The organism is Mycolicibacterium chengduense (assembly GCF_033741155.1).
GTDB lineage: Bacteria > Actinomycetota > Actinomycetes > Mycobacteriales > Mycobacteriaceae > Mycobacterium.
The window spans coordinates 47,121-73,520 of record NZ_JAWQNH010000006.1 but is presented as its reverse complement, the minus strand read 5'-3'; the positions used below and the strand labels follow the sequence as shown (position 1 = coordinate 73,520).

Here is a 26,400-nt window from a genome sequence, read left to right as displayed (position 1 = left end):
TTTTCCGATCAGTATTCGTGATCGGTCTCGATAGTCGATATTCGTTGGACCGGCCCCCACCGCGCCGTCGACCATGAGGTCATGACGCAGGCCATGCCGTTGCGCACCGCGACCACGGTGACGTTCTTCTACGCCCTTGGTTACCCGATCGGCAACATGGCGGTGCATGCCTTATCGCCCATGGCGGTACTCGCCTTCCGGTTCGGCCTGGCCGGCGCGATCCTCGGCGTGTGGGCGGCGTTGGCCCGGGTCCGGTTCCCGACCGGGCGCACGCTGGTGCACGTCGCGGTGGCCGGACTGCTGATGCAAGCAGTGCAGTTCTGCGCGCTCTACGTCGCCATCCAGCACGGCGCGCCCGCGGTGCTCTGCGCGGTGGTGATCGCGATGAACCCGGTCGCCACGGCCCTGCTGGCCGCGGCCGTCCTCAAAGATCGGCTCACCGCGCGTCGGGTGGTGGCCCTGGTGCTCGGGGTGGCCGCGGTGCTCGCGGCGTGCGCCACCCGGCTCATCGCGACCGGCGGGGTCGACCCCGTGGTGGGACTGCTGTTGGTGGCATTGCTCGGCTTGGCCGCCGGCGGGGTCTACCAACAACGGTTCTGCGCCGGCGTCGACTTTCGCGCGTCCACCGCCGTGCAGAACGCGGTGGCCTTCGTGCCCGCCCTGGCCCTGACCCTGACCACGCCGTTCCAGGTGCACAACGCGACGCATGCCGTGCTGGCGGTGGCCGGGGTGGTGCTGCTCAACGCGACCCTCGGGGTGTCGCTGTACGTGCGGGCAATCGGGCTCTACGGCGCATCGTCGGTGGCGATGTTGTTCTGCGTCATTCCCGCGGTCGCCGGTGTGTTGTCGTGGCTGATGCTCGGCGAGCGCGTCAACATGGGGATCGCCGTCGGGCTGGTGTTGGGGGCGCTGGCCTGCTGGCTGAACGCGTCGGGGTCCCGGGGGGCCGGGTCAAGCAAGAAGCGTCAGGACGATCCAGCCCACGACCGCGGACGGCAGCATCGCGTCGATCCGGTCCATGATCCCGCCGTGGCCGGGTAGCAGCGTGCCCATGTCCTTGATGCCCAGATCGCGCTTGACCTGAGATTCGACCAGGTCGCCCAGCACGCCGGTGATCACCAGCAGTACGCCGAGCGGGACACCCACCCAGGCCGGTTTGTCCAGCAGGAACGCCACGATCAGCACCGCCGCGGTGACACCGAACAGCAGTGACCCGCCCAGGCCCTCCCAGGACTTCTTCGGGCTGATCGCCGGCGCCAGCAGGTGCTTGCCGAACAGGACTCCCGCGGCGTAGCCACCGATGTCGGCGAACACCACGGTCGCGATCACCGTGAACACCCGCACTCCACCGTGGTCGGCGAAGATGAGCAGGGCGGTGAAGGCGGCGAACATCGGCACCCAGGTGGCCAGCAGCACCGTCGCCGCGATATCCCGCAGGTAGTTCACCGGTTGCCGGTCCAGCCCGTGGCCGACCAGCCGCCAGACCATGCAGACGACGATCGTCCCGCCATAGGCGCCCAGCAGGCCTGCGACGCCGAACGGCCAGGTCAGCCAGATCATCGCCTGACCACCGACGAGCAGCGCCAGGGTGGGCAGGTCGTAGCCGTGTTCGCGCAGCCGGCGGATCACCTCATGGGTGGCGATGCCGATGGCGACGGCCAGCAGGGGCAGCCACCAGATCGGGGCGAACAACAGGGTGCCGATGGCCATGGCGCCGAGGATGGCGCCGACCGCGATCGCGGCGGGCAGGTCGCGTCCGGCGCGCGAGGTCTTCTTCGGTGGCTCGGTCTGTGCCACGGGTCGGGGATGCTGGGAGGTCACCTAGACCTCCAGCAACTCGCCTTCCTTGTGTTTGACCAGTTCGTCGATCTGCGCGACGTAGGTGCCGGTCGTCTTGTCGAGATCCTTCTCGGCGCGGCTCACCTCGTCCTCGCCGGCCTCGCCGTCCTTCTTGATCCGGGCCAGTTCTTCCATCGCCTTGCGACGGATGTTGCGTACGGACACCTTGGCGTCCTCGCCCTTGGACTTGGCCTGCTTCACCAATTCGCGGCGCCGTTCCTCGGTCAGCTGCGGCACAGAGATGCGGATGACGTTGCCGTCGTTGGATGGGTTGACGCCCAGATCGGAGTTCCGAATGGCGTCCTCGATATTGCGCAGCTGGTTGGCCTCATACGGCTTGATCACCACGAGCCGGGCTTCGGGCACGTTGATGCTGGAGAGCTGGGTGATCGGGGTCGGCGAACCGTAGTAGTCGATGTTCAGCCGGGAGAACATGCCAGGATTGGCCCGACCGGTGCGGATCGACGCCAGGTCATCCCGCGCCACCGCCACCGCCTTCTCCATCTTCTCCTCGGCGTCGAAGAGGGTTTCGTCGATCACGTGTCTATCTCCTTAAAGGCGCGCTCAGCTGGTGACCAGCGTTCCGATCTTCTCACCTGCGACCGCTCGCGCAATATTGCCGTGGGTGAGGAGATTGAACACCAGCATCGGCATGCCGTTGTCCATACAGAGGCTGAAGGCGGTGGCGTCGGCGACCTTGAGGCCACGATCGATCACCTCGCGGTGGGTGATCTCGGTCAACAGCACGGCATCGGGCACCTCGCGCGGATCCGCGGTGAACACGCCGTCGACAGCCTTGGCCATCAACACCACCTCGGCCCCGATCTCCAGGGCGCGCTGAGCCGCCGTGGTGTCGGTGGAGAAATAGGGCAGACCCATACCGGCGCCGAAGATGACGACGCGGCCCTTCTCCAGATGCCGGCGGGCACGCAGCGGGATGTAGGGCTCGGCGACCTGACCCATCGTGATGGCCGTCTGCACCCGGGTGTCGATGCCCTCCTTTTGCAGAAAGTCCTGCAGGGCCAAGCTGTTCATCACGGTGCCGAGCATGCCCATGTAATCGCTACGGGTGCGTTCCATTCCCCGCTGCTGCAGCTGGGCGCCGCGGAAGAAATTGCCGCCGCCGATCACGACCGCGACCTGGACACCGCTGCGCACCACCTCGGCGATCTGCCGGGCCACCAGCGCGACCACATCGGGGTCCAGGCCGACCTCCCCGCCACCGAACATCTCGCCGCCGAGTTTGAGCAGCACCCGCGAGTACGCCGGCCGGATCTGTGCTTCCGCCATGAGACTCCTTCGTTGCGGCACTTCCCGACACGCTTGCGACCTCCAATCCTGCCTCATGACGACGCCCCGGCCACGTCGGGGTGGCCGGGGCGCTTCGAGGGATTTCGCTCAGGCGAGATGCGCGGTCAGCAGCCAGGCGCCGACCGATTTGCGGCCATTGGCCTCATCGCGGACGTCGGCGCCGGCGAAGGCGCCGAAGTCGCCCATCCCCGGGGGCACCTGGGCGTGGATGCGGGCCGGCCGGATCTCGTCGATCTGCCAATACCTGCCCACCACGTCCCTCAGTTCGTCGGCGGTGACGGGGTTGACCGGGCCGTCGGTGGGCATTCCCGTGGCGTCGAAAACCAGGACGAAGTAGGACGCGCCGGGTGCGGCCGCCCGCACGATGGACTGCTGATACCCCTCCCGCAACTGCACCGGCATCGAATGGAACAACGTCGAATCGATGATGGTGCCGAACCGGCGGTCGTAGCCGGTGAAGGTGCTGATATCGGCGACGGCGAAGGTGGCGTTGGCCAGGCCGCGCCGGGCAGCCTCGGCGCGGGCCAGCTCGATGGCGGTGGGCGACGAGTCCAGGCCGACGGTGGTGAACCCCCGGGCAGCCAACTCGAGGGCGGTGGCCGCTTCCCCGCATCCGGCGTCCAGCACCTCGCCGTGCACCCGTCCGGCCTCGATGAGGGCGGCGATCTCGGGCTGTGGTTCTCCGATACTCCACGGCGGTTTGGCGCCGTCGAGGTCGGGGACTTCTCCTCGGTAGGCCGATTCGAACATCTCTTGTGGTGTGGTCATGACTCCGGTATATCAACGTGCTTGATATGTGTCAATATTCTTGATGTGGGCGACACCGTCGATGACCTCCCCCTCGGATACCTGCTGCACCGCGCGGCCACGACGCTGCGCGCAGAGGTGCTGACCACCGTGCTCGAACCGTTGAATCTGACCTTCGCCCAATATCTTTGCCTGCGATTGCTGTCGTTCCAGCCGGGCCGCTCCAACGCCGAACTGGCGCGCGAGGCCAACGTCTCCCCCCAGGCGATGAACATGGTGGTGCGGGGGCTGCAGGAGGTCGGCCTGGTATCCCGGCCGGCCACCGTGCCGGCCGGCCGGGCGCTACCCGCCGAGCTCACCCGGGAGGGGGTGAAGTTGCTCAAACGCACCGACGCCGGCGTGCGGGCGGCCGAACTCAAGGTGCTCGGACACCTCGGCGAACGTCAGCGCTCGGAGTTGAAACGCATGCTGGCCACCGTGACTGAATAGCCGGGGTACCCGCGTTCAGAGCACGAATGTGGCCGACGCCTGCGCGCCGTCACTCGGGCTGTCTCGCAACACCGAACCCTGCCTGAAGTCGGCCTTCTCAGCGGTCCGGAACAGCAGGCCGATGGTGTCGCCCGCCGACGCGCACTCCAGTGACTTGCGGTAGGCCTCGATCCCGTCGACGCGGAAGGTCCGGTCGGCGACCCACAGGGTGTCCCCGACCCGGACCTAACCGGCATCCACCCGCCCGGTCACCACGACACCGCGCCGCTTGATCACGAACACGGCGTCGATCTTCATGCGAGCGGTAACGCTACCCGCGCCACTAGTGGTGGTGGCAGGCTTTCGGCGGTGACGGCGGCAGATCCAGCGCCGGATTGCCATCGAAGAACCCGATCGGCTTGAGGTGGAAACCCGTGTAGGCACAGGGCATCACCGGCCAGTCCTCGGGCCGCACCACGTGATGGGCGCCGAGTGTGTACCAGAGCACCACATCGGTGTCCTCCAGTGGCGCATCATCGGCGACGAATTCCGGCAGCCCCTGCATATCGGCGGATTGGTACATGTAATTCCCCGCGGCGAACATCTCCGCCGGGTCGTACTTGGTCACCCACAGGTTGTGCTGGACGAAGCGGGCCCGGTCGTAGATGTAGGAGCCCTCCTGCACCATCACCGGCACGATCTCCTTGGGCACCAGCTTGTACGCCACCGGTGCGCCGAGTTCGTTGACCTTGGACGGATTGGTCACCTTCCAGTACCGGCCGGTCTCCCAGTTCCAGTCCCGCGCACCCTCGGCCTCCGACGCCACCAGGGTGTCCTGGGTGATCCACGCATTGCGGTGCGGGTTGAGCGCCGGGTCCGGTTCGGGAACCGAATCCACCTCGTAGACACTGTTTCCGGCACCGTCGATGCTCATGTCCAGCCGGAAGTTGAAGAAATGCTGATGGTTCGGGCCGTAGATGCCGGGGGCCACCATCTTGCCCCAGCGCGGTGTCTCGCCGTCGGCGATCGCACCGGTGGTGAGCACGCCGGACAACTTCACCTCGACCTCGATGGAGGCATCGTTGTAGAAGTACCAGAAGAAGCCGTACTCGTAGTTGCCGACGGTGCAGATCATCGAGACCACCAGCCGCCGCGACCGTCGCACCTCGACCTCACCGGTACGGAAGTCGGTGTGCTTCCAGGAGATCCCGAAATCCTCCTCGTGCATGCAGATCGCGTTCGGGATGGTGACCGGGTTACCGTCGGAGTCGTTGACCGTGCCGTCGAAGTAGTAGATCTCGCCCAGACAGTCACAGCCCAGCGTCAACGGGTTGGCCGAGAACCCCATGCCGACCTCGCCCATGTCGAACACGTTCTTGTTCCAGTGCGTCGGCGAGGTGTCACCGTAGGGCACCACCATTTCCGAGAGCGACCCGCGGTAGAGGATCGGCCGGGTTTCGCCCCGGTCGGTGTAGGTCACCTCATGGATCGTGACACCCTCCCGCGGGTTGAAGCCGATCCGCAGGGACCACTTCTGCCACTGCACCTTCCAGCCGTCGACGGTGAAGCTGGGACCGTCGGGCTGAGTGATCTCGATCGGTTTCACGTCGTCGCGGAACTGGGTGAACGCCGGCCGGTTGTCCGGCGAGAACATGAACTGTTCGGAGTAGTTGCCCGCGGTCGGCGGCAGCGGGACCACGCCGTGGTCCTCGATGTCGATGACTTCCATCGCGTCCAGATCGAAGGTGACGATCAGTCCCTCGACCGGGCGGGCGTAGCCGTGCTCGGACGGCGCGGCCCGCATGAAGGTCAGCGGACGGCAGATCAACGGGGAGTTGTCGTAGTGGTCGCCCGCGCCGTAATAGCCTGCCGGCCAAGGATCGATCATCGCGAGGCTGAAGTCGGTGACCCCGCGTTTGCGCATCGCCTCCTGCCAGCGCGGGTCTTCGCGGACCTTCTCCTCCACGCCCGTCATGTGCTCGACGAGGTAGGACGGGAAGCGTCCCGGCACCGCGGTCCACGAGTCGATGACCCGCGCACCCAGGTCGACGACGGCCTCGTAGATCATCTTCGCCGCCGCGTCGTACATGCTGGCGAATGCTCGCCGCGGCACGTCGGTGCGGAAGGTCAGATCCGGCGTCTTCTCCGGCTCGGCCAGTTGGATCATCACGAATTTCAGGGTGGGGCTGGCATATTCGGATGCGGTGATGATCGCGGCCGCGGCCTCGATTTCGGCCCCGCTGAGCGGGTCCAGCGGGTAGCGGGTGGCGGGTGCGGCGGTGCCCGTGCCTGGCACGGTGTCCTCCATGGTCACTTGGCTGTTTCCTCTGCTTCCTTGGTGAGATCGAACACCGCGAGATGGGCGAGCGCGTCGTCTTGAGACACCTTGTGCGCCGAGCGGCGGCCGAAGATGTAGACGATCAGCCCGAGCGCGAACATGCCGACGCTGATGCTGCCGACCCAGGCCATCCATTCACCGTCGCCGACACCGGCGCTGGTCAGCCAGGACTTGGCGAACGAGTAGTAGACGCCGGCGATGGTGCCCAATGTGCCGACCACGACGGTGATCCAGACCCCGACCATGCCGCCCGGGATGCGCCAGAACGTCTCGTTGGCATAGCGGTCGGCGTACTTCTTGCGGGCGATGACGACCGGGATCAGGAAGAAGAACCCGGACAGCAGCCACACCGTCGACAAACCGCCCTGCAGGAAGATCGTCGTATTGACCAGGCTGCTCTGCGAGTACAACCCGACGATGAGCAGCGACGACAGGACGCCCTGGATCAAGATGGCCGACACCGGGTTTCGGGTCCGCGGGTTCAGGTGGGTGAAGATCCGCGGCAGGTGGCGCTCCAGACCGGAGACGAAGATCAAGCGGGAGTAGGCCACCTGATAGGTCATCAGCGCCACCACGATGATCAATGCCAGCACGACAGCGCAGATCTCCATCAGCCCGGGGAATCCCGACACACCCAGCATGCCGATCACGCCCGTCACGGCGTCGATCTGGTCGGTGGGCAGTGCCATCATCGTGCCCAGGGTGGTGAGCAGGTAGATCGCCACCAGAGCCGATGAGCCCCAGAGGATCATGCGCGGTCCGCTCTTGCGCACCGACAGGAACTCCGCACCCATGTTGTACGGGGTTTCCACGCCGAGCAGGTAGAGCAGCACCGTGCCGTACAGGAAGCCCGACACCGCGAAGTTCGGGATCACGGCGTCATGCCAGCTGAACGGCGTCGCGGAGCCGTGCTTCACGGCGAAGAGCAGACCGCAGGTGAAGATGGTCAGCGCCAGGGCACCGAACACCACGAAGACGACGTTCATGATCCGCTGGTTGGCGGAGAGTTTGGCCAGTGCCAGCCCGACCACCACCCACATGATGACCAGTTGCAGGATAACGCTGGGCATCACCCCCAATTCGGCGTGGAAGGCCAACAGCAGGAAGGACAGCACCACCGCCGGTGAGGACGCGGCGTTGAGGATCACCGGCACCCAGGACAGGTAGCCGCCGATGAACCCCCAGGTCTCCCCCATCGTGCGGGTGGCCCAGATGTACACGCCGCCTTGGCCGGGCCACAGGTTGCCCAGTTCGACGACGGCCATACCGGCCGGCACCAGGAAGGTCAGGATGCCCAGGATCCACATCGGGATGGCGGTCCAGCCGCCGGTGGCCATCACCGACGAGCCGGTGATCCAGCAGATGATGAACACGTAGGCGGCGGTCAGCCCGAACGTGCTCATCACCTTGGGCAGGATCTGTTCGGGGACCAGCTCGGTGGTCATCAGTTTGTCGCGTTCGGTGGTTGCCGAATGCGTCATTTCTTGGGTCATGACGTCTCCAATACCGTTGGATCAGTTGGTGATCTGTCCGTCTCGCATCCGGACAACACGGCTCGCTTCGTCGGCCACCGTGGGGTCGTGAGTGCTGGCGACGACCGTGACGCCGAGCGTCGAACACAGGTCGCGCAGCATGCGCACCACCGTCTCCCCCGTGCGGTGATCAAGATTTGCGGTCGGCTCGTCGGCCAGTACCAGTGTCGGATTGCTGATCAGGGACCGCGCGATCGCGGTGCGCTGCTGCTCACCGCCCGACATCTTGGTGGGCTGGTGGTGCACCCGATGCCCCAGGCCGACCAGCTCGAGCAGTTCGATGGCCCGCTTACGCAACGCCTTACGGTCGTAGGGCTCGAACATCAGGGGCAGTTCGACGTTTTCGACGGCAGACAGGAACGGGATCAGGTTGTAGCTCTGGAAGATGAAGCCGATGGTGTCGTGGCGCAACGCGGCGAACTGGCTCTCCGAGATGGTCGAGGTGTCCTGTCCCGCGACGCGGACGATGCCCTTGGTCGGGCGGTCCAGCCCGCCGATGATGTTCAGCAGGGTCGACTTGCCGCTACCGCTGGGGCCCATCAGGCACACGAATTCCCCGGGCATGACCCGCAATTCGACGGCCTTGAGGGCCTTGACGACCTCGTCGCCGAGTTTGTGCAGCTTCCACACGTCGGAGATCTCGATGACGGGAGCGGTGGTATCCGATGCACCGGATTCGCGTTCGGTGGTGGCCGACTCGTTGATGGCGGTCATATGGTCCTATCCCGTACTCAGTGATCGGATGGGCGGGCGGGAGGCAGCATTCCAGGTGGGTACGACGCTGGTGGCCAGCGCCGCGACGACGCTGACGACGACGGCGATGACGGTTCCCAGGACCAGGCCGCCGACCGCGACGCCGGTGGGCACGAATCCGAGCGCGCCCAGCGCCAGTCCGGTGACGATGGCCAGCAGCGCGCCACCGGCGGCGCCCAGCACGGCCGCGATGACGGGTTCGACCAACAGCGCGATCACCACCGGCGTGCGGGCAATACCGTTGGCGCCCAGCACACCGAGCTCCTTGGTCCGTTGTGCCACCGTCCTGGTGGTGGCGACGGCGACCTCGACGACGCCGACCAACAACACGGTGACGGCGATGAGCACCACCGCGGCTCGGATCTCGTCGGCGTGACCCAACGATGCCGACTGGGCGCGGATTCCGTCCGACATGCCGAACACGATCACCACCAGGAAGGCGCCGGTGGCCGTCGTGATGGCAGGCAGGATCATCTCCGAGAGCCGGCGGCGCGCCGCCAGCCAGCCGTAGGACAGTCCGTAACGCATGGCTAGGTGTGCCCTTTCCTCTTCGCGCAGGCGCTCATCTGTGCTCTTTCCTCTTCGCGCAGGCGCTCATCGGCCGCCCAACAGGTCGACGGGCCGCTGTTGCAGCAGCCGGTGCACAGGGATCAGTGCGCCGACGATCGCCATGGCGGGGATGAACGCGGCGACCATGCCGGCAGCCTGCGCCCATGCGGTCACCGTCGCGATGCCCGGAATCACCAGAGCCACCGCGGCTCCGGCGCCCAGGACGCCGACGGCGTAGGCGACCACGAAGACGATGGCCGACTCGACCAGGAAGAAGTACAGCACCTCGTCGGCCAGGCCGATGCTCGACATGATCCCGAATTCGCGTTTGCGTTCGGAGACGGCCGCCAGGAAGGAGGACACCGCGATGACGAATCCGAGAATGAGACCGATGGTGGAGATGAGTCCGAGTGTCGAGCCGGTCACCTTGCCGGAGAACAGTGCGGAGTAGTTCTGTTCGAAGCTCAGCGGGCCGACTCCGCCGACGGTGTCATAGATCAGCCCTTGTCCACCGGCCGCGGGCTGCACCGACGGGTCGGTGGTGGCCGGCAGTCCGGTCGCCGCGCCGAACACCTGGGCCAGGTCACGACGCTTCTCCTGACCGGCCGGCGCGGTGATGGTCCACCAACCGTTCTCACCGACCACGCTGCGCGCCAGTTCCGTTGGTATCGAGGCGGATTGGCCAGTACCCGCGATGTCCACCGTCAGGTTCTGTCCGCCGATCATGACGCGGTCACCCGGGTGCACGCCCAGCCTGGTCGCGAGCTTTTCACCGACGGCGATATGGCCCGCGGCAACGGTGTCGGCGCCCCGGATGGACACCGGGATGCCGTTGACGGTGGCGGTGCCCGACAGCGTCCGGACCGCGGACCAGCCATCCGGCACGGTCGTGATCGTCGGGGCGGGGCCGGCGGCCACCAGCGCCTGGGCTTCGTTGTCGTAGTGCACACCGGCGGCGGGCACCACCCACAGTTGGGCATCGCCGATCACGTCGGTGACCGAATCCTCGCCCGTGATGGCGAAACTCGCGGCAATGGTGCGCACCACGGTGACACAGGCGATGGCCAGTGCGATGCCCAGAACGGACAGCACGAACCGCTCGGGCCGGCGTTTGATATTCGCCAACGCGAAGCGGATCAGGCACCAGAAGGTGTTACCGGGTGCGGCGGCGATCTCCGGCGGACGGGTGATCGTGGGTGGTGCTGGGGACTCCACGAGGGGAATGGTCGAACCGCGGTGTTTCGCCCAATGGAGTCTGTGGTATCGGCCGGGTTAACGGGATCTGGTTGCGATTACAACAAGGTGTCTCACAGACAACGGATTTCGTTGTCGGCTCAGTCCTGGATCCGTGGAAACGGCTGCGCTTCCTCGATCTCGTAGGCCAATTCGAGCAGCAGCCGCTCCTGTCCCTGCTGCGCGCTGAACATCATCCCGACCGGCAGGCCGTGCGTCGAGCGGCCGAGCGGCAGCGAGATCGCCGGATCGCCGGTGACGTTCTGCAGCGGTGTGAAGGCCACCCAATCCACCAGCCGGTCGATGATCTGCTGATAGGGCGCCGTGGGGTCGAGGTGCCCGATCGGGGGTGTCACATCGGCCAGCGTGGGTGTGAGCAGGACGTCGTAGGAGGTGGACAGTCGCGCGATGATGCGCCGCGTTCGAGCCAGCCGGGCGATGACCAGCGGCATCCGGTGCAGGTTGCGACCGGCCAGGTCCTCCAGGCCGAGGGTGAGGTTGTCCAGCTTGGTCTTGTCGAAGGTCGGTCCGAAGGTGCGTGGCCCGCCGCGTACGAGGGCGAAGGCCAGCAGCGACCAATACAGCAGGAAGTCGTTCATGAACGACGCCGGCACCGGGTTGGTGATCTCGGTGACCCGGTGCCCGAGGCCCTCCAGTTGCACCGCGGTCTTCATCGTCAGGTCGCGGATCTCCGTGCTGGCTTGCCGGGCAATGGATTCCGTGCACACGGCGATGCGCAATCGGCTGCGGCCGGGTCCGGTGACGTCACCGATGGGCGGCAGCTTCGGATTGCGTCGCAGGCGTTCGACCTCACGGTAGAACGCGGCGGTATCGCGCACCGACCGGGTGAGCACACCGTTGGCGACGATCCGCAGCGGCATCTGCCGCATCTGCTTGTCGAGCGGCAGCCGGCCGCGAGAGGGTTTGAGCCCGACCAGTCCGTTGCACGCAGCCGGGATGCGGATCGAGCCGCCGCCGTCATTGGCGTGTGCGATGGGCACCACCCCGGCGGCCACGAAGGCACCCGATCCCGACGACGACGCCCCGGCGGTGTGGTCGGTGTGCCACGGATTGCGGACCGGCCCCAGCCGGGGATGCTCGGCCGAGGCGCTGAACCCGAATTCGGACAGCCGGGTCTTGCCCAGGGCGACCAGGCCGGTGCCGAGGTAGGCGCGGGCGAAGTCGCCGTCGGCCGCTGCCGCACGCGGCGCCCAGGCGTCGGTGCCGTCCATCGTGGGCATCCCCGCGACGTCGACGTTGTCCTTCACGAACGTCGGGATGCCGGCGAAGAAGCCGGTGCGGGGCGCGGCGGCGCGGGCTATGTCGAATCCGTCGTGCGCCAGCCCGTTGAGGGCGGGGTTCACGGCGTGCGCGCGGGCGATGGCGGCGTCGACCAGTTCCGCCTGCGAGACCTCGCCGGCCCGCAGGGCAGCGGCCAGGGCGACCGCGTCGAAGTCACCGAGGGCATCGTCGCCGAAGGCGTGCACACGTGTCATGAGCCCGACGGTACCAGTACGTACCAGCGATCGGGTGCGCAGACAGAAATGTCCCCCCGCACCGGGCGGGTGCGGGGGGACATTCGGTGTCTGTTCGGCTGTTAGGCCTGGCCGACCTCGAACCGGACGAACCGGGTCACGGTCACCCCGGCCTCGTCGAGCAGCGCCTTGACCGACTTCTTGCTGTCGGAGACCGACGGCTGGTCGAGCAGCACCACGTCCTTGTAGAACCCGGTGAGGCGACCCTCGACGATCTTGGCCAGCGCGGCTTCGGGCTTGCCCTCTTCCTTGGCGGTCTCCTCGGCGATGCGACGCTCGTTGGCGACGACATCGGCGGGCACCTCGTCGCGGGTGAGGTACTTGGCCTTCAGCGCGGCGATCTGCAGGGCCACCGCATGCGCGGCACCCTCGTCCGACCCCGTGTACTCCACCAGCACGCCCACGGCCGGCGGCAGGTCCGCGGCGCGCTTGTGCAGGTAGGTCTCCACCTGGCCGTCGAAGTAGGCGACCCGGCGCAGTTCCAGCTTCTCGCCGATCTTGGCGGACAGGTCCGCGATCAGCTGCTCGACGGTGGTGTCACCCACCTTGACGGCCTTGAGCGCGTCGACGTCGCTCGCCTTTGACTCGGCGGCGGCGGTGACGATCTGGTCGGCCACGGCCCGGAATTCGTCGTTCTTGGCGACGAAGTCGGTCTCGGAGTTCAGCTCGATGAGAGCGCCGGCCTTGGCGGCCACCAGGCCCTCGGCGGTCGCGCGCTCGGCGCGCTTGCCGACATCCTTGGCGCCCTTGATGCGCAGCACCTCGACGGCCTTGTCGAAATCGCCGTCGGTCTCGGTGAGCGCGTTCTTGCAGTCGAGCATGCCGGCGCCGGTCAGCTCCCGCAGGCGCTTGACGTCGGCAGCGGTGTAGTTAGCCATAAAAGCCTTCTCCTGAAAAATTAGGAAGCGTCGGTGGTGGTGTCGGCAGCGCCGGCGCTGTCGGCGGTACCGGTGGTGGCACCCGCCAGCAGCTCCTGCTCCCACTCGGCCAGCGGCTCGGCCGCTTCGGCCGCCTCGGTCTTGCCTGCGCCGGCACGGGCCTGCAGGCCCTCGGCGACGGCAGAGGCGATCACCTTGGTGAGCAGCGCGGCCGACCGGATCGCGTCGTCGTTACCCGGGACCGGGTAGTTGACCTGGTCGGGATCGCAGTTGGTGTCGAGGATGGCGATCACCGGGATGCCGAGCTTGATGGCCTCGTTGACGGCCAGGTGCTCCTTGTTGGTGTCGACGACCCAGATGGCCGAGGGCACCTTCTGCATGTCCCGGATACCGCCGAGGCTGCGCTCCAGCTTGTTCTTCTCACGCGTGAGCATGAGGATTTCCTTCTTGGTGCGGCCTTCGAAGCCACCGGTCTGCTCCATGGCCTCGAGCTCCTTGAGGCGCTGCAGGCGCTTGTGCACGGTGGAGAAGTTGGTGAGCATGCCGCCCAGCCAGCGCTGGTTCACGTAGGGCATACCGACCCGGGTCGCCTCGTCGGCGATGGATTCCTGGGCCTGCTTCTTGGTGCCGACGAACAGGATGGTGCCGCCGTGGGCCACCGTCTCCTTGACGAACTCGTAGGCCTTGTCGATGTAGGTCAGCGTCTGCTGCAGATCGATGATGTAGATGCCGTTGCGGTCGGTGAAGATGAACCGCTTCATCTTGGGGTTCCAGCGACGGGTCTGGTGCCCGAAGTGTGCGCCGCTGTCAAGCAGCTGCTTCATGGTTACAACAGCCATGAGTCCGTGATTCCTTTGTGTCGGTTGTCGTCCGGAATCGGTCGATCCCGGACCCTGGCGTCTGCAGCTGCCGGACCCGCTTCGGTTTCCCGAACCAGGACCGCCCGGCATGCTGGTGCAACCCGAATCGAGCGGGGTTGCGGGGCAGACGCGCGAAGTCAGCCCACGGATGTGAGCTGCGGATAGCAGTTTACACCGTGGATACAGGTGCTTTTACCACCGCAGTTGTGCACAGTCGGGACTTTGTCCACATTTCCCCGCGGACGGGTTTCCAACTCGTCGGCAACAGGCTGAGCTGGGGTGATGAGGGTCCTGGCGGTGGTGGCGGTGGCGCTGCTGTTCGCGGCACCGGCACACGCGGACACCCCGCGGCTGCGCTGGCCGCTGCAGCCCCGTCCGGCGGTGACCCGCGCCTTCGACCCGCCGGCCGCCCGCTGGAACAGCGGTCACCGCGGGGTCGACCTGGCCGGCACTGCCGGCCAGCCGGTCTATGCCGCCGGCCCCGGAACCGTGGTGTTCGCCGGGGAACTGGCCGGGCGCCCGCTGGTGTCCATCGCCCATCCCGGCGGCCTGCGCACCAGCTACGAACCGGTGCGCCCGGCGGTGCGGGCCGGGCAGCTCGTGCAGGCGGGCACCCCGCTCGGGGTGCTGCTCGCCGGTCACCCTGGCTGCCCGGCGTCGACCTGTTTGCATTGGGGCGCGATGTGGGGCGCGGCTTCGCGAGCCGACTATGTCGACCCGCTCGGGTTGGTCGCCGACACCCCGATCCGGCTCAAGCCGCTGGGCCGCGTTCGGCCCGGCGGTCAGCGGTCCGTGGCGAGCCGACCGAGAAAGGCCAGCATGATCGAACCCACCAGATCGGGCTGATCACGCTGAACCCAATGCCCAGCGCCGGCAACGACTTCCAGGGTGGCCGTGGGTATCGCGGCCGCGGCGGCGCGGGCGTGTATCACCGGCACGCCGGTGTCCCTGCCGCCGTGGACGATGAGGACCGGCACGGCGATGTCCGCCAGCCGGTTCCGATAGTCGGTGCGCAGGCCGGTGCACCGGACCTGGTCGCGTTGCCACTGTTCGAACGCCGCGAACGCGTTGTCCGATTGCGCGGCGGCCCGCACCTCGTCCAGCAGCTCCGGGGTGCGCCGCGCCGCGTCCTGCACCAGGGCGGCCATACTCCACTCCAGCATGTAGCGGTGCCGCGCCGCATTGCGGCTGAGCGTGGTGAGCAGGCCGGTGCGCAGCAGTGCCCAGGTCAGCACCTGTCGCAGCCCGGAGAACGGCCCGTCGGACAACCGGGGCATCAGTCCGTAGCTGCCCAACAACATGGCCGCCGTCACCGCTTCCGGCCTGGCCAGGGTGTGCCCGATGGTCATCCCGCCGCCCAGTGACAGGCCGCCGGTGACGTGCGGACCCAGATCGAGCGCGTCGGCGAACTCGCCGACATAGTCGACGAGGCGCTGCTGGGTGGCCCGCCACGACGCGGCCGGACTGTGCCCATACCCCGGATGGTCGGGGGCGACGACGCGATGTCCAGCCGCCGCCAGCCGCGGTCCGATCCCGCCCCAGGACAGCGCCGCGTTGTCCAGCCCGCCGCCGTGCAACAGCAGAACGGTCAGGCCCGACGCCGGCCGGCGGGCCGCCCATTCGAGATAGGACACCGTGGCGCCGGGGAGGGCGACGGTCGATCGCTCAGGCACGCGGATGAGCCTGGTCGTGCACCGCCCGCAACCGTGCCACCGTGACATGGGTGTAGAGCTGTGTGGTGGCCAGGCTGGAGTGGCCCAGCAGCTCTTGCACGATGCGCAGGTCGGCCCCGCCTTCGAGCAGGTGGGTGGCGGCGCTGTGCCGCAGACCGTGCGGGCCCAGGTCGGGTGCACCGTCGACGGCGGCCATGGTGTCGTGAACGACGGTGCGGACCTGGCGTTGATCGACCCGACCGCCGCGGGCACCCAGCAGCAGCGCGGGACCGGATTTCGCGGTGGCCAGTTTCGGGCGGCCGTCGCGCAGCCAGGCCTGCAGGGCCACCGCGGCCGGCTCCCCGAACGGCACCGTGCGCTGTTTGTTGCCCTTGCCCAGCACCCGCAGCACCCGGCGGGATCTGTCCACGTCGTCGATGTCCAGGCCGCACAGCTCGCTGACCCGGATCCCGGTGGCGTACAGCAGCTCCACCATCAGCCGGTCTCGCAGTGCCAGTGGATCTCCTTGTTGCGCACCGGAATTCAGCGCGTCGAGGGCGTCGAGGGCCTGGTCCTGGCGCAGCACCGCCGGCAGCGTGCGGTGTGATTTAGGGGTTTGCAGCCGGGCCGCGGGATCGGTGCGCAACAATCCGCGGTGGCATGCCCAGGCGGTGAACGTCTTGACCGCCGAGGTGCGCCGGGCCAGGGTGGTGCGCGCCGCGCCGGCGCCGGCCTGGCCGGCCAGCCAGGACCGCAGCGTGAGCAGGCTCAGGCTTTCCAGCCCGCCGCCGGTGAATTCGAACAGCGACCGCAGATCACCGAGGTAGGCGCGGCGGGTGTGCTCGGAGCGGCCGCGTTGCAGGGCGAGGTAGGTGTCGAATTCCTCGAGGATGGGCTCGATCTGCACTCCCCCACCGTGCTGCGCCGGCGACGGGCTGTCTAGGTGACGCGCCGCAGCGTGTCCGGGGTGAGATCAGCCAGTGACCGGTAGCCGTCGACCGCCATGATCAGGTCGGCCTCGGCGAGCAGCGAACGCAGCACGTGCACCACTCCGTCGACGCCGCCGAGCGCCAGACCGTAGGCATACGGGCGGCCGACGCCGACGGCGGTGGCACCCAGGGCGAGTGCCTTGACGATATCGGCGCCGCTGCGCACCCCGGAGTCGAACAGGACCGGCATCCCGTCGGCGGCGGCCACCACGTCGGGCAGGCAGTCGATGGCGGGCAGGCCGCCGTTGGCTTGTCGGCCGCCGTGGTTGGAGCAGTAGATGCCGTCGACGCCGACGTCGCGGGCCCGCCGCACATCGTCGGGATGGCAGATGCCCTTGACCAGCAACGGCAGTTTCGTCAGCGTCCGCAACCAGGCCAGGTCGTCCCAGGTGACGCATTGGCCGAAGGTCTGCACCCAGCTCAGGGTCGCGGCTTGCGGGTTCTCCTCGGGCGGCTGCGCCAGCCCGGCCCGGAACACCGGGTCGCTGGTGTAGTTGGCCAGGCAGTGCCCGCGCAGTTGCGGGAAGTTGGAGGTGCTCAGGTCGCGGGGCCGCCAGCCCGGCACCCAGGTGTCGAGGGTGACGATGATGCCGCGATATCCGGCGGCTTCGGCACGCGCCACGAAGCTGGCCGCCAGGTCCCGGTTCTTGGGGGTGTAGAGCTGGAAGAAGCCTGGGGTGTGACCGAATTCGGCGGCGACGGCTTCCAGGGGATCGGTGGTCAGGGTGGACACCATCATGGGCACGCCGGTGCGGGCGGCGGCCCTGGCTGCGGCGATGTCACCGTGCCCATCCTGCGCGCACAACCCGATCACCCCGATGGGCGCCATGAACACCGGCGAAGGCAGCGTGAGCCCGAACAGCTCGACCGTCAGGTCGCGCTCGGTGGCCCCGACACACATCCGTGGGATCAGACCCCAGTTCTCGAAGGCGCTGACGTTGACCCGCTGGGTGCGTTCGTCACCGGCGCCGCCGGCCACATACGACCACAGCGACGCGGACATCGCCTTCTCAGCACGCTCCTCCAATTCGGCGTAGCCGATCGGGAGGGAGGGCACCACACCGGACAGGCCCTGCAGGTAGATCTCGAACTGGTAATCGCCGAATGCCATGAGGGTCAGTCTGGCTGGCCCGCTTCCGCTTTCGCCAGCTCGGCTTTCCATTGCCGGAAGGTCTCCTCGGTGCGCCCGCGCCGCCAGTACCCGGAGATGGATGCCCACTTGGCCTCGACGCCGCGCTCTTTGCGCAGGTAGGGCCGGATATTGTGCATGACCGCCTGGGCCTCGCCGTGCACGAATGCCTGCACCTGGCCGGGCCACCACGGCGCGCCGCGGACGGCGGCCACCAGCGGCGCGTTGTCACCGGCCTGGCTGTCGGGCACCTCGTCGGCCCGGCCTCCGCGATGGATCCAGTGCACCGCGACGCCGGCCGGCGCGGCCAGCTCCAGCTCGTCCTCGGGCCCGGCGATCTCCACGAACACCTGCCCGACGGCGTCGGCGGGCAACGCCTCCAGGGCGGCACTGATCGCAGGCAGCCCGGCTTCGTCGCCGGCCAGCAGGTGCCAGTCGGCGGCGGGGTCCGGCGCGTAGGCGCCGCTGGGACCCATCAGGTACGCCGGTTGCCCCGGCTTGGCGGCCGCGGCCCAGGGGCCGGCCACGCCCTGGTCGCCGTGGACGACGAAATCGATGGCGATCTCACCCTTTTCGGCGTCCACCCGGCGCACGGTGTAGGTGCGCACCGTCGGGCGGCGATCCTCGGGGAGCTCACCGAAACTGTCCAGGGTCAGCGGGCGCGGCAGCGCGCCGACGTCGACCCCGTCGGGCACGATGACCACCTTGACGTAGGAGTCGGTGAACGAGCTGGGCGTGAAGGTGTCGAAGCCCTGCCCCTGTCGGCTGCCGCGCAGCACCAGCCGGATCATGTGCGGGGTCAGCTGCGTGGAGCTGACCACCTCGAAGGTGTGGACCGGACGTCCCGCCATGGCGGTCCCCCATTTCTGTCGATCGATCTCGGGACCACTGTACGAGCGGTCGCCTGGCCGCGGTCGGCTACGCCTCCGCAGTCGCGGCAGTCACAGTCGGATCGTCACCGGGCCATCGATCATGACCGGCTCGGTGTCCGCAGCAGTTGGGTGGTCGCTGCCCAGAGCTGTTGTTCGCGGATGCGGTCGTGGGCGAACGGCCGCACCGGCCGCTCGGCGTTCTTGACGACAAAGGCTCCGTCTTTCAGGTGAGCCCATCGGGCGTCGACGGCGACCGAGGCCAGCAGCGGACCCGACCGCGCCGGTGAGGAGACGCCTGGGATCGCCTGGATGGCCTGTCCGATCCGCTGCAGGAAGGGGCCCGCCGAACGCACGCGACAATCCGGTGCCGGGCATGAAGCCGGGCTCGAACACCGCGACGGTGACTCCGTCCGGGAGATGGCGTTCCAGTTCGTGGGCGTAGTACAGGATCGCCAGTTTCGAATCGGAGTAGGCGATGCCACTGCGCTCCATGCTTGCGGGCTCGTGCGCGGGCAGCGGACGCGCCATCTCGATCGGATCTCGCCAGTGCGCCGGCGCGACGCGCAGCATCTTGCGAAAGATGTTCTGGTGGTATGTGTTCGATCCGACGAGCACGATGCGTGCTGGGCCGCTGAACTGGTCGCGCAAGTCGTCGATCAGCTGTGCGTGGGCCAGGTAGTTCACCGCGAAGGTGAGCTCGTAGCCGTCGGCTGATGCCGTGTGGGTGTCGACGGACATGAGGCCGGCGTTGCCGATCAGCCCGCACAACGGCCGGGTCTGTCCCGCTGCGACCAGTTCACTGACCGTGCTGGCCGCGGCGCGGACATCAGATAGCCGGGCGAGATCCGCGCCGATGTCGTGCACGACGGCTCCGTGTGCGCGCGCCTCGGACGCCACGGCGCCCAAGGGTTCGCCGGCCCGGCCGACCAGGACGAGGTCCGGTCGCTCGGCTGCGGGTCTGCGCGCCAACGCCAGCGTGGTCTCGCGGCCCAGTCCACCTGTCGGACCGGTGATCAGTACCGTGCCTGGTGTCATCTCAGTCATGTCTGCCACGGTGGACGAGCACACCTGCCTTAGCCAGCCGCCCAGCGTTCCTGGGATTGGCAGTGCCAGGACATCGCCGCCGCACGCGGCGCACACTTGAGTGATGGCTTCACCCGAGTTCGGCCAAGTCGTGCGGCAGTGGCGCAGCCGCGTGACGCCCACCACCGTCGGGATTGCCGTCGGTGGCCGACGTCGTGCGACGGGACTACGCCGCGAAGAGTTGGCCGGGCTGGCCGGTATCTCGGTCGACTATCTGACCCGTCTGGAGCAGGGCCGTGCCACGTCGCCCTCGGCACAGGTCGTCGAGGCGTTGACCCGCGCGCTGCGGGTCACCGACGCCGACCGCGCCCTGCTGTTCCGGTTGGCCGGGCACGAGCCTCCCGGTCTCGAATTGGTATCCCAACGCATCACACCCAGCGTGCAGCGTCTGCTCGATCGCCTGGCCCACACGCCCGTCGCCGTGCACGACGCGATGTGGACGCTGGTGACGGCCAATGCCCCGTACGACGCCCTGATGGGTGCCACCACGCAATGGCGCGGAATCGAACGCAACGCCGTCTGGCGCCACCTGCTCGGCCCCGGTTCGCGCACGGTGCAGACCGCCGAGCAGAAAGCGGAGTTCCACGCCCACCTGGTCGCCGATCTGCGGATGACCGCTGCCCGATACCCCGCCGACCAGCGGCTCAAGACGCTGATCCGCGAGCTGAAGACGCAGAGCCCCCGATTCGTCGAATTGTGGGAATCAGGCTCTCCCCCTGCGCCTTCCGAATTCGGAAAACACAAGGTGATCGATCATCCCGATGTCGGCCGCATCACCTTGGACTGCGACACCCTCATCGTCACCACCGATGACTTGCGGATCACCATGTACACCGCCGAACCCGAGGCCGAAGACGCCGACCGCCTCGCCCTGGCCATCGTGCTGGGTACCCAGGTGATGGCCGACTGAGTTCGGTTCACGTCACCGCGATACGCCATCTCCCGTCCCGCCGCTCGACCAGACCGCAGGCCTCCAACAACGCCAGCGGCCCAAGCACCGCCTCCGGCGCCAGGGCCGCGTCGAGCGCGATCTGCTCGACACTGCGGTAACCGCGGGCCGGCAGCGCCTCGAACACCACCCGTTCGGGCCTGGACAAGGCATCGAGCTTCGCCACCGGATGCGCCGGAATGTCGGCGAACTCGCCTGCCCTGCCAACGATTTCGACTAACTCCGCGGCCCGGTCAACCAAGACCGCATCACCCCGTAGCAACACGTGGCAGCCCGCCGACGCCGACGACGTCACCGGCCCGGGCACCGCACACACCACCCGGCCCATCGCAGCGGCCCAGCCCGCGGTGTTGGCGGCCCCGCTGCGCAATCCGGCCTCCACCACCACGGTCGCCCGACCCAGCGCCGCCACCAGACGGTTACGGGCTAGGAAGCGGAAGCGCGCCGGGCGCACCCCCGGCGGATACTCGGTGACCACCAGTCCGCTCTGCGATATGCGGTGCAGCAGAGCCGAATGCCCGCTGGGATAGGGCACGTCGATACCGCCGGCCAGCACCGCCACCGTGCAGCCGTCGGCAGCCAGTGTCGCGCGGTGTGCGGCACCGTCGATGCCGTACGCACCGCCGGAGACCACCGCCACATCCTGTTCGGCCAATCCTTCGGCCAGGCTGGCCGCGACATGCTCGCCGTACGCGGTGGCGGCCCGGGTGCCGACGATGGCCGCGGCGCGGTCGGCGACATCGTCCAGGCGCGCGGGCCCGATCGCCCACAGCACCATCGGCACGTACCCGTCCTGTTTCTTGCGCACCGCGTCATTGCCGAACGCGGCGAACGCCAAATGGGGCCATTCGTCGTCGTCCGGGGTGATCAACCGGCCGCCGCGACGGTCGATCAGCGTCAGATCGTCCTCGACGTAATCCAGTTCGCGGCGTGGCGCGACCACATCGGTCAGGTATTCGGGTTCATCGCCTGCCCGGATCCGGTCGGCCGCCTCGACGGCGCCGTGCCTGACGACGTAGGCGGCCAGGGCGGGGCAGGGCGGTTCGACGACCCGGGACAGGTAGGCCCAGGCCTGCCGGGTGCGGTCATCGGCCATCGTGCACCACCACGTCGCGAAAGCTCAATGCCGTCCAGACGTCCTCGACCGTCGGGCACTGTTTTCCGGCGAGGTCGGCGAGCGACCATGCCACCCGCAAGGTGCGGTCCACGCCGCGGATACTGAGCGTGCCCCGATCCAGCGCGCTGCGCAGCGGCTCCATCGCCGCGCGGCTGAGCCGAAATGCCCTCCGCAGCACCGGCCCGGGCACCTCGGCATTGGTGCGCACCCCCACGGGTTGCCAGCGCTGCGCCGCCGCCGCGCGGGCGTTCGCGACGCGCTCGCGCACCACGGCCGTCGGTTCGGGGATCTGGTCGGCGAACGCCCCGGCACGCACCTGATGCATCTGCACCCGCAGGTCGACCCGGTCCATCAACGGCCCGGACAGCTTGCCCAGGTAGCGGCGCTTCACCGCGGCCGGACACACGCAGTCGCGTGGATTGGCCGGTGCGCAGGGGCATTCGTTGGCCGCCAGGATCAGCTGGAAGCGGGCCGGGTAGCGCGCGACACCGTCGCGGCGGGCCAACCGGATCTCGCCGTCCTCCAACGGTGTCCGCATGGCTTCCAGCACGCTGGTGCCGATCTCCGCGCATTCGTCGAGGAACAGCACCCCGCGATGCGCCCGGCTCACCGCGCCAGGGCGGGCCATACCCGACCCGCCACCCACCATCGCCGCCACACTCGACGTGTGATGCGGGGCGATGAACGGCGGCTCGGTGATCAACGGCGTCGCCCCGGTCAACAACCCCGCCACCGAATGAATCGCGGTGACCTCCAACGCCTCCTCATCCGACAACGGCGGCAACAAACCCGGAAGACGCTGCGCCAACATCGTTTTCCCAATCCCCGGCGGGCCACTCAAAAACAAGTGATGCGCACCGGCCGCAGCCACCTCCACCGCATAACGCGCCTGGGTCTGGCCCACCACATCGGCCAGATCCACCGTCGGCCGCGGCGCCGGCGCCACCGCATCCACCCGGCCCGCCAACCCGCCCTTACCCGCCAACCACGCCTGCAACTGCCGCAGAGTGCGCACACCCCACACCTCGATCCCCTCCACCAAACTGGCCTCGGGCAAGTTCTCCTCGGGCACCACCGCCACCGGCCAGCCCTCCTGCTTACCCGCCCGCACCGCCGGCAGGATCCCGGTCACCGGCCGCACCCGACCATCGAGCGCCAATTCGCCCAACAGCAACGTCTTCTCCAGCCGCGGCCACTCCTTCTTGCCGTGCGCCGAGAGCACCGCCGCCGCCAACGCCAGGTCATAGGCCGAACCGTTCTTGGGCAACGTCGCCGGCGACAACGCCAACGTCAACCGCGACATCGGCCACTCGTTACCGCAATTGGTGATCGCCGCCCGCACCCGATCCCGCGACTCCTGCAACGCCGCATCCCCCAAACCCACCAGATGCACCCCCGGCAGACCCGAGGCGATATCGGCCTCGATCTCCACGATGACACCCTCCACCCCACGGATGGCCACCGAAAACGCCCGCCCCAACGCCATCAGCCGACCCCCCGCAGATGAGCCAGCTCCGGCACCCGAGTCCGCCCGATACGCACCCCGATCACATCAATGCGCACACCCGCCCAACTGCGGTCCTGCTGCGCCAGCCACAACCCCGCCAACCGCCGCAACCGCCGCACCTTCACCGGCGACACCGCCTGAGCCACCCCACCGAACGCATCACTGGTCCGGGTCTTGACCTCCACGAACACCACCGTGGCACCCTCGACGGCAATCACATCCAACTCGCCGTACCGGCACCGCCAATTACGCTGCAACACCCGCAAACCCAACGACTGCAGATGCTCAACCGCCAACCGCTCCCCCAACGCCCCGATCTCGGCGCGACTCCATGTCTCCATGGATCACAGACTGATCAACACCCCCGACACAACCGGCCCAGCCGACCCGCACCAGACCCAGTTATCCCCAAACACCGATCCATCCACAAGCAGGCAAGAAGATGGCCGCCTAGTTGACTTGCTGCCACGCCCCCCTGAAGTTGACTCCAGACCTCGACGCATCGTTCCCGGAGAATTTGAAGATCCAGTCGCCTGTCGGAGAGAAACTCACTCCCGTGTTGCCTGGCGCATGAAATTTCGACTGGTCTTTCACACGCACCTCGACGAAGAACTCGGTGTTCATCGGCAATCCGACGATGATGTAGTCGACGGAGCACAGATCGTCTGTAACAGTGACATCAGTGAGCTGACCTTGCCGCACGAGCACGGCTGAGGAAAACATGCCCGGGGAGCTCACCCACTTGCTCGCTTGCACCGAAATTACTGCCGGCACGTCGCCCGGCTGGTACCAATCTTTCGGCCATGTGATGGTCCCGCTGACGAAGGTCAGGTAGTACTGCCGACGAAGAATCAGATCTCTGAGAGCCTGTGACAGTGGCACTTTGATGATCTTGTCCAAGACGGTTGGCATAGCAATCCTCTCCTCGTAGATAGAAGATCGTTCCGTGCCGTGTGTGCACGTTCCGGCCGGATCAGTCTCATGCTCATTGACGGCTGGGACATGAGTAGTTGGCTACGCTACTTCGATGTCTCACCGGTATCGACGGCACAATGAGACTGAGAGCCTCTCGCAAGATAGTCCGTACTGATATTGCTGGGCAGCCTTCGCGCTCTTCTCCTACCGGTATGCCAGCGCTCTTAGGCTGAAATGCCACTCCGAGCACGAAATCACGCCGAAAGCCCTTTATTACCAAGCCATCAACTGCGACTCCGGCGATCTCGTCGTCCGATCGAACTCACCCAGAACCGACACGGTCGCCCCATCCCGAAGCACCTCGGTCAGTTCTTCCGCCAGCCGGCGCAACGCCCGCGGTGAGGGCAGGTCGACCTCGATCAGCACCAGATAACTGTTCGTTTCCCGGATGCCCCTGGCACTGAGCAACTCGCAGGACAACACGTTGCCGACGCGCCCGGCCCGCCGGCGCGGCAGCGAATCCAGGAACGGCCCCACCGAGGCGAGCAGCGCGTCGTGCTGATCAGCGAGTGCGCCGCCGGGTGCGGCCTGGATCGAGAGTGCCCACGTCGTTGTCATGGCGACAAACGTAGGACGACGGGTCCCGCCGGAAACGAGTAGTCGACTACTCACTCACCGGCCGGCGCATCGAACTTCCGTCTGGCCGTCAGGCCAGCGCATCGAACTTCCGTCTGGCCGTCAGGCCAGCGCATCGAAAAGCGCCGCCAACTGGCCCGGCGACACCGCGACACCGCACTGGCCGCGCAACGACGTCAACGGGCGGGCGATGTTCTGCAGGTCCAGGAATTCGCCCGGGTGCCCGACGAAGTAACCCCTGATCGCGGCGGTGGCGTCGGGGGTCGACTGATTGCCGGCCGCTGTCAACACGTCGTTGGCGCCGGGGTGGGCGTCCAGATAGGCCCCGGCCTGGCTGAGCACGCCGCTGGCGGTGGTGGCAAGGCCGCTTGCCGAGCACGGATCAGCGGCAGCGGCGGTCGGGGCGGCGACGGTCGCGAAGACGGCGGACGCGCTGAACAGGAGGATGGCAATCGGCTTCATCGCTCGATCCTATGGATTGGCTGCGACTATGCGCAGTCTTTGCGCGCACCGGATCGCACGCGTGGCGAACTTGTCGGACCCCGGCGTTACCGTCGCGCCATGACTTTCGACATGGAGTCCTACGTCGATCTCGACCTCCCGGCACGGCACACCCCCGACCTGGGTTCGTTCGACGCCGATACCGTCATGGATCTCGTCGTCGAGTTCTGTGTCTCCCGCGATGTGCATCTGGGCACCAAATACTCGATGCTCCCCCAACTCGACCGGGCGCTGCAGATCGCCGCACTCATCGGGCCGGACAAGCGCTGGACGCGTATCGCCCGGTGGTCGGGTAACGACGACGCGGGCGACGTGCCCGGAGTCGTCCGCAACGATCTGCGCGACATCCTGTACAGCCGTTTCGTCGCCGCCCGCCCCGACGCCCGGTGGCTGCCGCCGATCAGCGTCGTCTCCGTGAGCCGGTGGGCACGGTTCTCCCAGTCGATGCGCACCGCGCGCGATCTCGGACTGGGCTGGATCGTGCCGATCCACCGCGAGGTGCTACTGGTCCCGATGCCGACCGTGCGCTACGCCACGCCCGAAAACGCCACGCCCGAAAATCGGGTCCTACACGACGACACCGGCCGCCCGGCCATCGAATGGTCGGACGGGTCGGGCATTTTCTACCTGCACGGCACCGAGTTCGACGAACCGGTCTATCGCCGGATCGTCGGCCGGCAGATGTCGATCGAGCAGGTCTGCGGATTGCGCAATGCCGACCAGCGGTCAATTGCCTTGCGCTACCTGACTTTCGAGCAACTCGTCAGTTCGGGCGCCCAGGTTGTCGACACCGATGGGGACGGCGCGGGCCTGTATCGATTGCCGCTGCCCCCGCGGCTGGCACGCGACCGTGCCCCGGGGTATGGCGCGTCCGACTTTTTCACCTTCCGCGGTGGAACGGTCGAATGGGTGGACCCACGAATCCGCTTACCCCGCAACCCCGAACCGCCACCGTCGATCGCACCGCGAAAGTAGCCGCACCGGCACCGGTATGTTACTAAGGGCAG

Annotated in this window: 28 protein-coding genes; 5 read left to right on the top strand and 23 right to left on the bottom strand. The window is 67.6% G+C overall.

What is annotated here, in order from left to right:
* The first annotated feature begins 93 nt into the window (after window positions 1-93).
* Window positions 94-1,041, top strand: a complete 948-nt coding sequence (locus SBI67_RS22260; RefSeq protein WP_318983022.1) for a DMT family transporter — start codon at window positions 94-96, stop codon at window positions 1,039-1,041.
* Here the strand turns inward: SBI67_RS22260 and SBI67_RS22255 are convergent.
* From SBI67_RS22255 to SBI67_RS22240, 4 genes are all read right to left on the bottom strand, one after another.
* A complete protein-coding gene (locus SBI67_RS22255; protein ID WP_413232548.1) occupies window positions 952-1,821 on the bottom strand; it encodes a phosphatidate cytidylyltransferase in 870 nt (289 codons plus the stop codon). The two genes, SBI67_RS22260 and SBI67_RS22255, sit on opposite strands and share 90 nt — an antisense overlap.
* Window positions 1,822-2,379 carry a ribosome recycling factor gene (gene frr, locus SBI67_RS22250; RefSeq protein WP_318982655.1) on the bottom strand — a complete coding sequence of 186 codons (558 nt, stop codon included), beginning with the start codon at window positions 2,377-2,379 and terminating at the stop codon, window positions 1,822-1,824.
* A 24-nt stretch (window positions 2,380-2,403) separates the two neighbouring features.
* On the bottom strand, window positions 2,404-3,129 hold the full coding sequence (gene pyrH, locus SBI67_RS22245) for a UMP kinase (RefSeq protein WP_266046006.1): 726 nt from the start codon (window positions 3,127-3,129) through the stop codon (window positions 2,404-2,406).
* A 108-nt stretch (window positions 3,130-3,237) separates the two neighbouring features.
* Window positions 3,238-3,918, bottom strand: coding sequence for a class I SAM-dependent methyltransferase (locus tag SBI67_RS22240; protein WP_318982654.1), 681 nt, complete (start codon window positions 3,916-3,918; stop codon window positions 3,238-3,240).
* 45 nt (window positions 3,919-3,963) lie between these two features.
* Here SBI67_RS22240 and SBI67_RS22235 point away from each other — a divergent pair, with 45 nt between their 5' ends.
* Entirely contained in the window at window positions 3,964-4,386 is a 423-nt protein-coding gene (locus SBI67_RS22235) for a MarR family winged helix-turn-helix transcriptional regulator (protein WP_413232547.1), read from the top strand.
* A gap of 322 nt (window positions 4,387-4,708) precedes the next feature.
* Here SBI67_RS22235 and SBI67_RS22230 read toward each other — a convergent pair whose 3' ends face one another.
* The 8 genes from SBI67_RS22230 to rpsB form a co-directional block, all read right to left on the bottom strand.
* Window positions 4,709-6,679 (bottom strand): primary-amine oxidase, encoded by a 1,971-nt coding sequence (locus tag SBI67_RS22230; RefSeq protein ID WP_318982653.1) that lies wholly within the window; start codon window positions 6,677-6,679, stop codon window positions 4,709-4,711.
* Window positions 6,676-8,196 carry an APC family permease gene (locus SBI67_RS22225; protein ID WP_318982652.1) on the bottom strand — a complete coding sequence of 507 codons (1,521 nt, stop codon included), beginning with the start codon at window positions 8,194-8,196 and terminating at the stop codon, window positions 6,676-6,678. The genes SBI67_RS22230 and SBI67_RS22225 overlap by 4 nt, the downstream gene beginning before the upstream one ends.
* Before the next feature lie 21 nt (window positions 8,197-8,217).
* The gene (locus SBI67_RS22220) at window positions 8,218-8,949 is read right to left on the bottom strand and encodes an ABC transporter ATP-binding protein (RefSeq protein ID WP_318982651.1); all 732 of its coding nucleotides are present in this window, start codon (window positions 8,947-8,949) and stop codon (window positions 8,218-8,220) included.
* A 6-nt stretch (window positions 8,950-8,955) separates the two neighbouring features.
* Window positions 8,956-9,516, bottom strand: coding sequence for an FtsX-like permease family protein (locus SBI67_RS22215; protein ID WP_318982650.1), 561 nt, complete (start codon window positions 9,514-9,516; stop codon window positions 8,956-8,958).
* Between the two features lie 66 nt (window positions 9,517-9,582).
* Window positions 9,583-10,761 carry an ABC transporter permease gene (locus tag SBI67_RS22210; RefSeq protein WP_318983020.1) on the bottom strand — a complete coding sequence of 393 codons (1,179 nt, stop codon included), beginning with the start codon at window positions 10,759-10,761 and terminating at the stop codon, window positions 9,583-9,585.
* Window positions 10,762-10,871: 110 nt separating this feature from the next.
* On the bottom strand, window positions 10,872-12,266 hold the full coding sequence (locus SBI67_RS22205) for an amidase (RefSeq protein ID WP_318982649.1): 1,395 nt from the start codon (window positions 12,264-12,266) through the stop codon (window positions 10,872-10,874).
* Between the two features lie 101 nt (window positions 12,267-12,367).
* Window positions 12,368-13,183, bottom strand: coding sequence for a translation elongation factor Ts (gene tsf / locus SBI67_RS22200; RefSeq protein ID WP_266046013.1), 816 nt, complete (start codon window positions 13,181-13,183; stop codon window positions 12,368-12,370).
* Between the two features lie 20 nt (window positions 13,184-13,203).
* Window positions 13,204-14,022 carry a 30S ribosomal protein S2 gene (gene rpsB / locus SBI67_RS22195; protein WP_266046014.1) on the bottom strand — a complete coding sequence of 273 codons (819 nt, stop codon included), beginning with the start codon at window positions 14,020-14,022 and terminating at the stop codon, window positions 13,204-13,206.
* Between the two features lie 303 nt (window positions 14,023-14,325).
* On the opposite strand from rpsB, the gene SBI67_RS22190 reads away from it, so the two are divergent.
* Entirely contained in the window at window positions 14,326-14,889 is a 564-nt protein-coding gene (locus tag SBI67_RS22190; RefSeq protein ID WP_318982648.1) for a M23 family metallopeptidase, read from the top strand.
* Here SBI67_RS22190 and SBI67_RS22185 read toward each other — a convergent pair.
* From SBI67_RS22185 to SBI67_RS22165, 5 genes are all read right to left on the bottom strand, one after another.
* Window positions 14,826-15,716 (bottom strand): alpha/beta fold hydrolase, encoded by an 891-nt coding sequence (locus tag SBI67_RS22185; protein WP_318982647.1) that lies wholly within the window; start codon window positions 15,714-15,716, stop codon window positions 14,826-14,828. The two genes, SBI67_RS22190 and SBI67_RS22185, sit on opposite strands and share 64 nt — an antisense overlap.
* Window positions 15,709-16,596, bottom strand: coding sequence for a tyrosine recombinase XerC (locus SBI67_RS22180; RefSeq protein ID WP_318983019.1), 888 nt, complete (start codon window positions 16,594-16,596; stop codon window positions 15,709-15,711). Before SBI67_RS22180 ends, SBI67_RS22185 begins: the two co-directional genes overlap by 8 nt.
* Window positions 16,597-16,634: 38 nt before the next feature.
* Window positions 16,635-17,795: an alpha-hydroxy-acid oxidizing protein gene (locus SBI67_RS22175; protein WP_318982646.1), complete on the bottom strand. Its 1,161-nt coding sequence runs from the start codon at window positions 17,793-17,795 to the stop codon at window positions 16,635-16,637.
* A gap of 5 nt (window positions 17,796-17,800) precedes the next feature.
* On the bottom strand, window positions 17,801-18,664 hold the full coding sequence (locus SBI67_RS22170) for a siderophore-interacting protein (protein ID WP_318982645.1): 864 nt from the start codon (window positions 18,662-18,664) through the stop codon (window positions 17,801-17,803).
* Window positions 18,665-18,754: 90 nt separating this feature from the next.
* Window positions 18,755-19,720, bottom strand: a complete 966-nt coding sequence (locus tag SBI67_RS22165) for an SDR family NAD(P)-dependent oxidoreductase (protein WP_318983018.1) — start codon at window positions 19,718-19,720, stop codon at window positions 18,755-18,757.
* A 112-nt stretch (window positions 19,721-19,832) separates the two neighbouring features.
* Here SBI67_RS22165 and SBI67_RS22160 point away from each other — a divergent pair, with 112 nt between their 5' ends.
* Window positions 19,833-20,678, top strand: coding sequence for a helix-turn-helix transcriptional regulator (locus SBI67_RS22160; protein WP_318982644.1), 846 nt, complete (start codon window positions 19,833-19,835; stop codon window positions 20,676-20,678).
* A 7-nt stretch (window positions 20,679-20,685) separates the two neighbouring features.
* Here SBI67_RS22160 and dprA read toward each other — a convergent pair whose 3' ends face one another.
* The 6 genes from dprA to SBI67_RS22130 form a co-directional block, all read right to left on the bottom strand.
* A complete protein-coding gene (dprA, locus tag SBI67_RS22155; protein WP_318982643.1) occupies window positions 20,686-21,813 on the bottom strand; it encodes a DNA-processing protein DprA in 1,128 nt (375 codons plus the stop codon).
* Entirely contained in the window at window positions 21,803-23,320 is a 1,518-nt protein-coding gene (locus tag SBI67_RS22150; RefSeq protein WP_318982642.1) for a YifB family Mg chelatase-like AAA ATPase, read from the bottom strand. Before SBI67_RS22150 ends, dprA begins: the two co-directional genes overlap by 11 nt.
* Window positions 23,320-23,682 carry a YraN family protein gene (locus SBI67_RS22145; protein ID WP_318982641.1) on the bottom strand — a complete coding sequence of 121 codons (363 nt, stop codon included), beginning with the start codon at window positions 23,680-23,682 and terminating at the stop codon, window positions 23,320-23,322. The genes SBI67_RS22150 and SBI67_RS22145 overlap by 1 nt, the downstream gene beginning before the upstream one ends.
* Before the next feature lie 109 nt (window positions 23,683-23,791).
* A complete protein-coding gene (locus SBI67_RS22140; RefSeq protein ID WP_318982640.1) occupies window positions 23,792-24,241 on the bottom strand; it encodes a hypothetical protein in 450 nt (149 codons plus the stop codon).
* A gap of 288 nt (window positions 24,242-24,529) precedes the next feature.
* Window positions 24,530-24,874 (bottom strand): hypothetical protein, encoded by a 345-nt coding sequence (locus SBI67_RS22135; RefSeq protein WP_318982639.1) that lies wholly within the window; start codon window positions 24,872-24,874, stop codon window positions 24,530-24,532.
* A 120-nt stretch (window positions 24,875-24,994) separates the two neighbouring features.
* The gene (locus SBI67_RS22130; protein WP_266050353.1) at window positions 24,995-25,354 is read right to left on the bottom strand and encodes a heme-binding protein; all 360 of its coding nucleotides are present in this window, start codon (window positions 25,352-25,354) and stop codon (window positions 24,995-24,997) included.
* A 99-nt stretch (window positions 25,355-25,453) separates the two neighbouring features.
* On the opposite strand from SBI67_RS22130, the gene SBI67_RS22125 reads away from it, so the two are divergent.
* The gene (locus SBI67_RS22125; RefSeq protein ID WP_318982638.1) at window positions 25,454-26,368 is read left to right on the top strand and encodes a hypothetical protein; all 915 of its coding nucleotides are present in this window, start codon (window positions 25,454-25,456) and stop codon (window positions 26,366-26,368) included.
* Window positions 26,369-26,400: the final 32 nt, after the last annotated feature.

Excerpts from the sequence above, each read along its gene's own strand:
- SBI67_RS22260 (WP_318983022.1), top strand. The coding sequence starts at position 94 with ATGCCGTTGCGCACCGCGACCACGGTGACGTTCTTCTACGCCCTTGGT.
- pyrH (WP_266046006.1), bottom strand. The coding sequence starts at position 3,129 with ATGGCGGAAGCACAGATCCGGCCGGCGTACTCGCGGGTGCTGCTCAAA.
- SBI67_RS22240 (WP_318982654.1), bottom strand. The coding sequence starts at position 3,918 with ATGACCACACCACAAGAGATGTTCGAATCGGCCTACCGAGGAGAAGTC.
- SBI67_RS22225 (WP_318982652.1), bottom strand. The coding sequence starts at position 8,196 with ATGACCCAAGAAATGACGCATTCGGCAACCACCGAACGCGACAAACTG.
- SBI67_RS22220 (WP_318982651.1), bottom strand. The coding sequence starts at position 8,949 with ATGACCGCCATCAACGAGTCGGCCACCACCGAACGCGAATCCGGTGCA.
- SBI67_RS22215 (WP_318982650.1), bottom strand. The coding sequence starts at position 9,516 with ATGCGTTACGGACTGTCCTACGGCTGGCTGGCGGCGCGCCGCCGGCTC.
- SBI67_RS22205 (WP_318982649.1), bottom strand. The coding sequence starts at position 12,266 with ATGACACGTGTGCACGCCTTCGGCGACGATGCCCTCGGTGACTTCGAC.
- tsf (WP_266046013.1), bottom strand. The coding sequence starts at position 13,183 with ATGGCTAACTACACCGCTGCCGACGTCAAGCGCCTGCGGGAGCTGACC.
- rpsB (WP_266046014.1), bottom strand. The coding sequence starts at position 14,022 with ATGGCTGTTGTAACCATGAAGCAGCTGCTTGACAGCGGCGCACACTTC.
- SBI67_RS22190 (WP_318982648.1), top strand. The coding sequence starts at position 14,326 with ATGAGGGTCCTGGCGGTGGTGGCGGTGGCGCTGCTGTTCGCGGCACCG.
- SBI67_RS22175 (WP_318982646.1), bottom strand. The coding sequence starts at position 17,795 with ATGGCATTCGGCGATTACCAGTTCGAGATCTACCTGCAGGGCCTGTCC.
- SBI67_RS22170 (WP_318982645.1), bottom strand. The coding sequence starts at position 18,664 with ATGGCGGGACGTCCGGTCCACACCTTCGAGGTGGTCAGCTCCACGCAG.
- SBI67_RS22165 (WP_318983018.1), bottom strand. The coding sequence starts at position 19,720 with ATGACACCAGGCACGGTACTGATCACCGGTCCGACAGGTGGACTGGGC.
- SBI67_RS22160 (WP_318982644.1), top strand. The coding sequence starts at position 19,833 with ATGGCTTCACCCGAGTTCGGCCAAGTCGTGCGGCAGTGGCGCAGCCGC.
- dprA (WP_318982643.1), bottom strand. The coding sequence starts at position 21,813 with ATGGCCGATGACCGCACCCGGCAGGCCTGGGCCTACCTGTCCCGGGTC.
- SBI67_RS22150 (WP_318982642.1), bottom strand. The coding sequence starts at position 23,320 with ATGGCGTTGGGGCGGGCGTTTTCGGTGGCCATCCGTGGGGTGGAGGGT.
- SBI67_RS22145 (WP_318982641.1), bottom strand. The coding sequence starts at position 23,682 with ATGGAGACATGGAGTCGCGCCGAGATCGGGGCGTTGGGGGAGCGGTTG.
- SBI67_RS22135 (WP_318982639.1), bottom strand. The coding sequence starts at position 24,874 with ATGACAACGACGTGGGCACTCTCGATCCAGGCCGCACCCGGCGGCGCA.
- SBI67_RS22130 (WP_266050353.1), bottom strand. The coding sequence starts at position 25,354 with ATGAAGCCGATTGCCATCCTCCTGTTCAGCGCGTCCGCCGTCTTCGCG.
- SBI67_RS22125 (WP_318982638.1), top strand. The coding sequence starts at position 25,454 with ATGACTTTCGACATGGAGTCCTACGTCGATCTCGACCTCCCGGCACGG.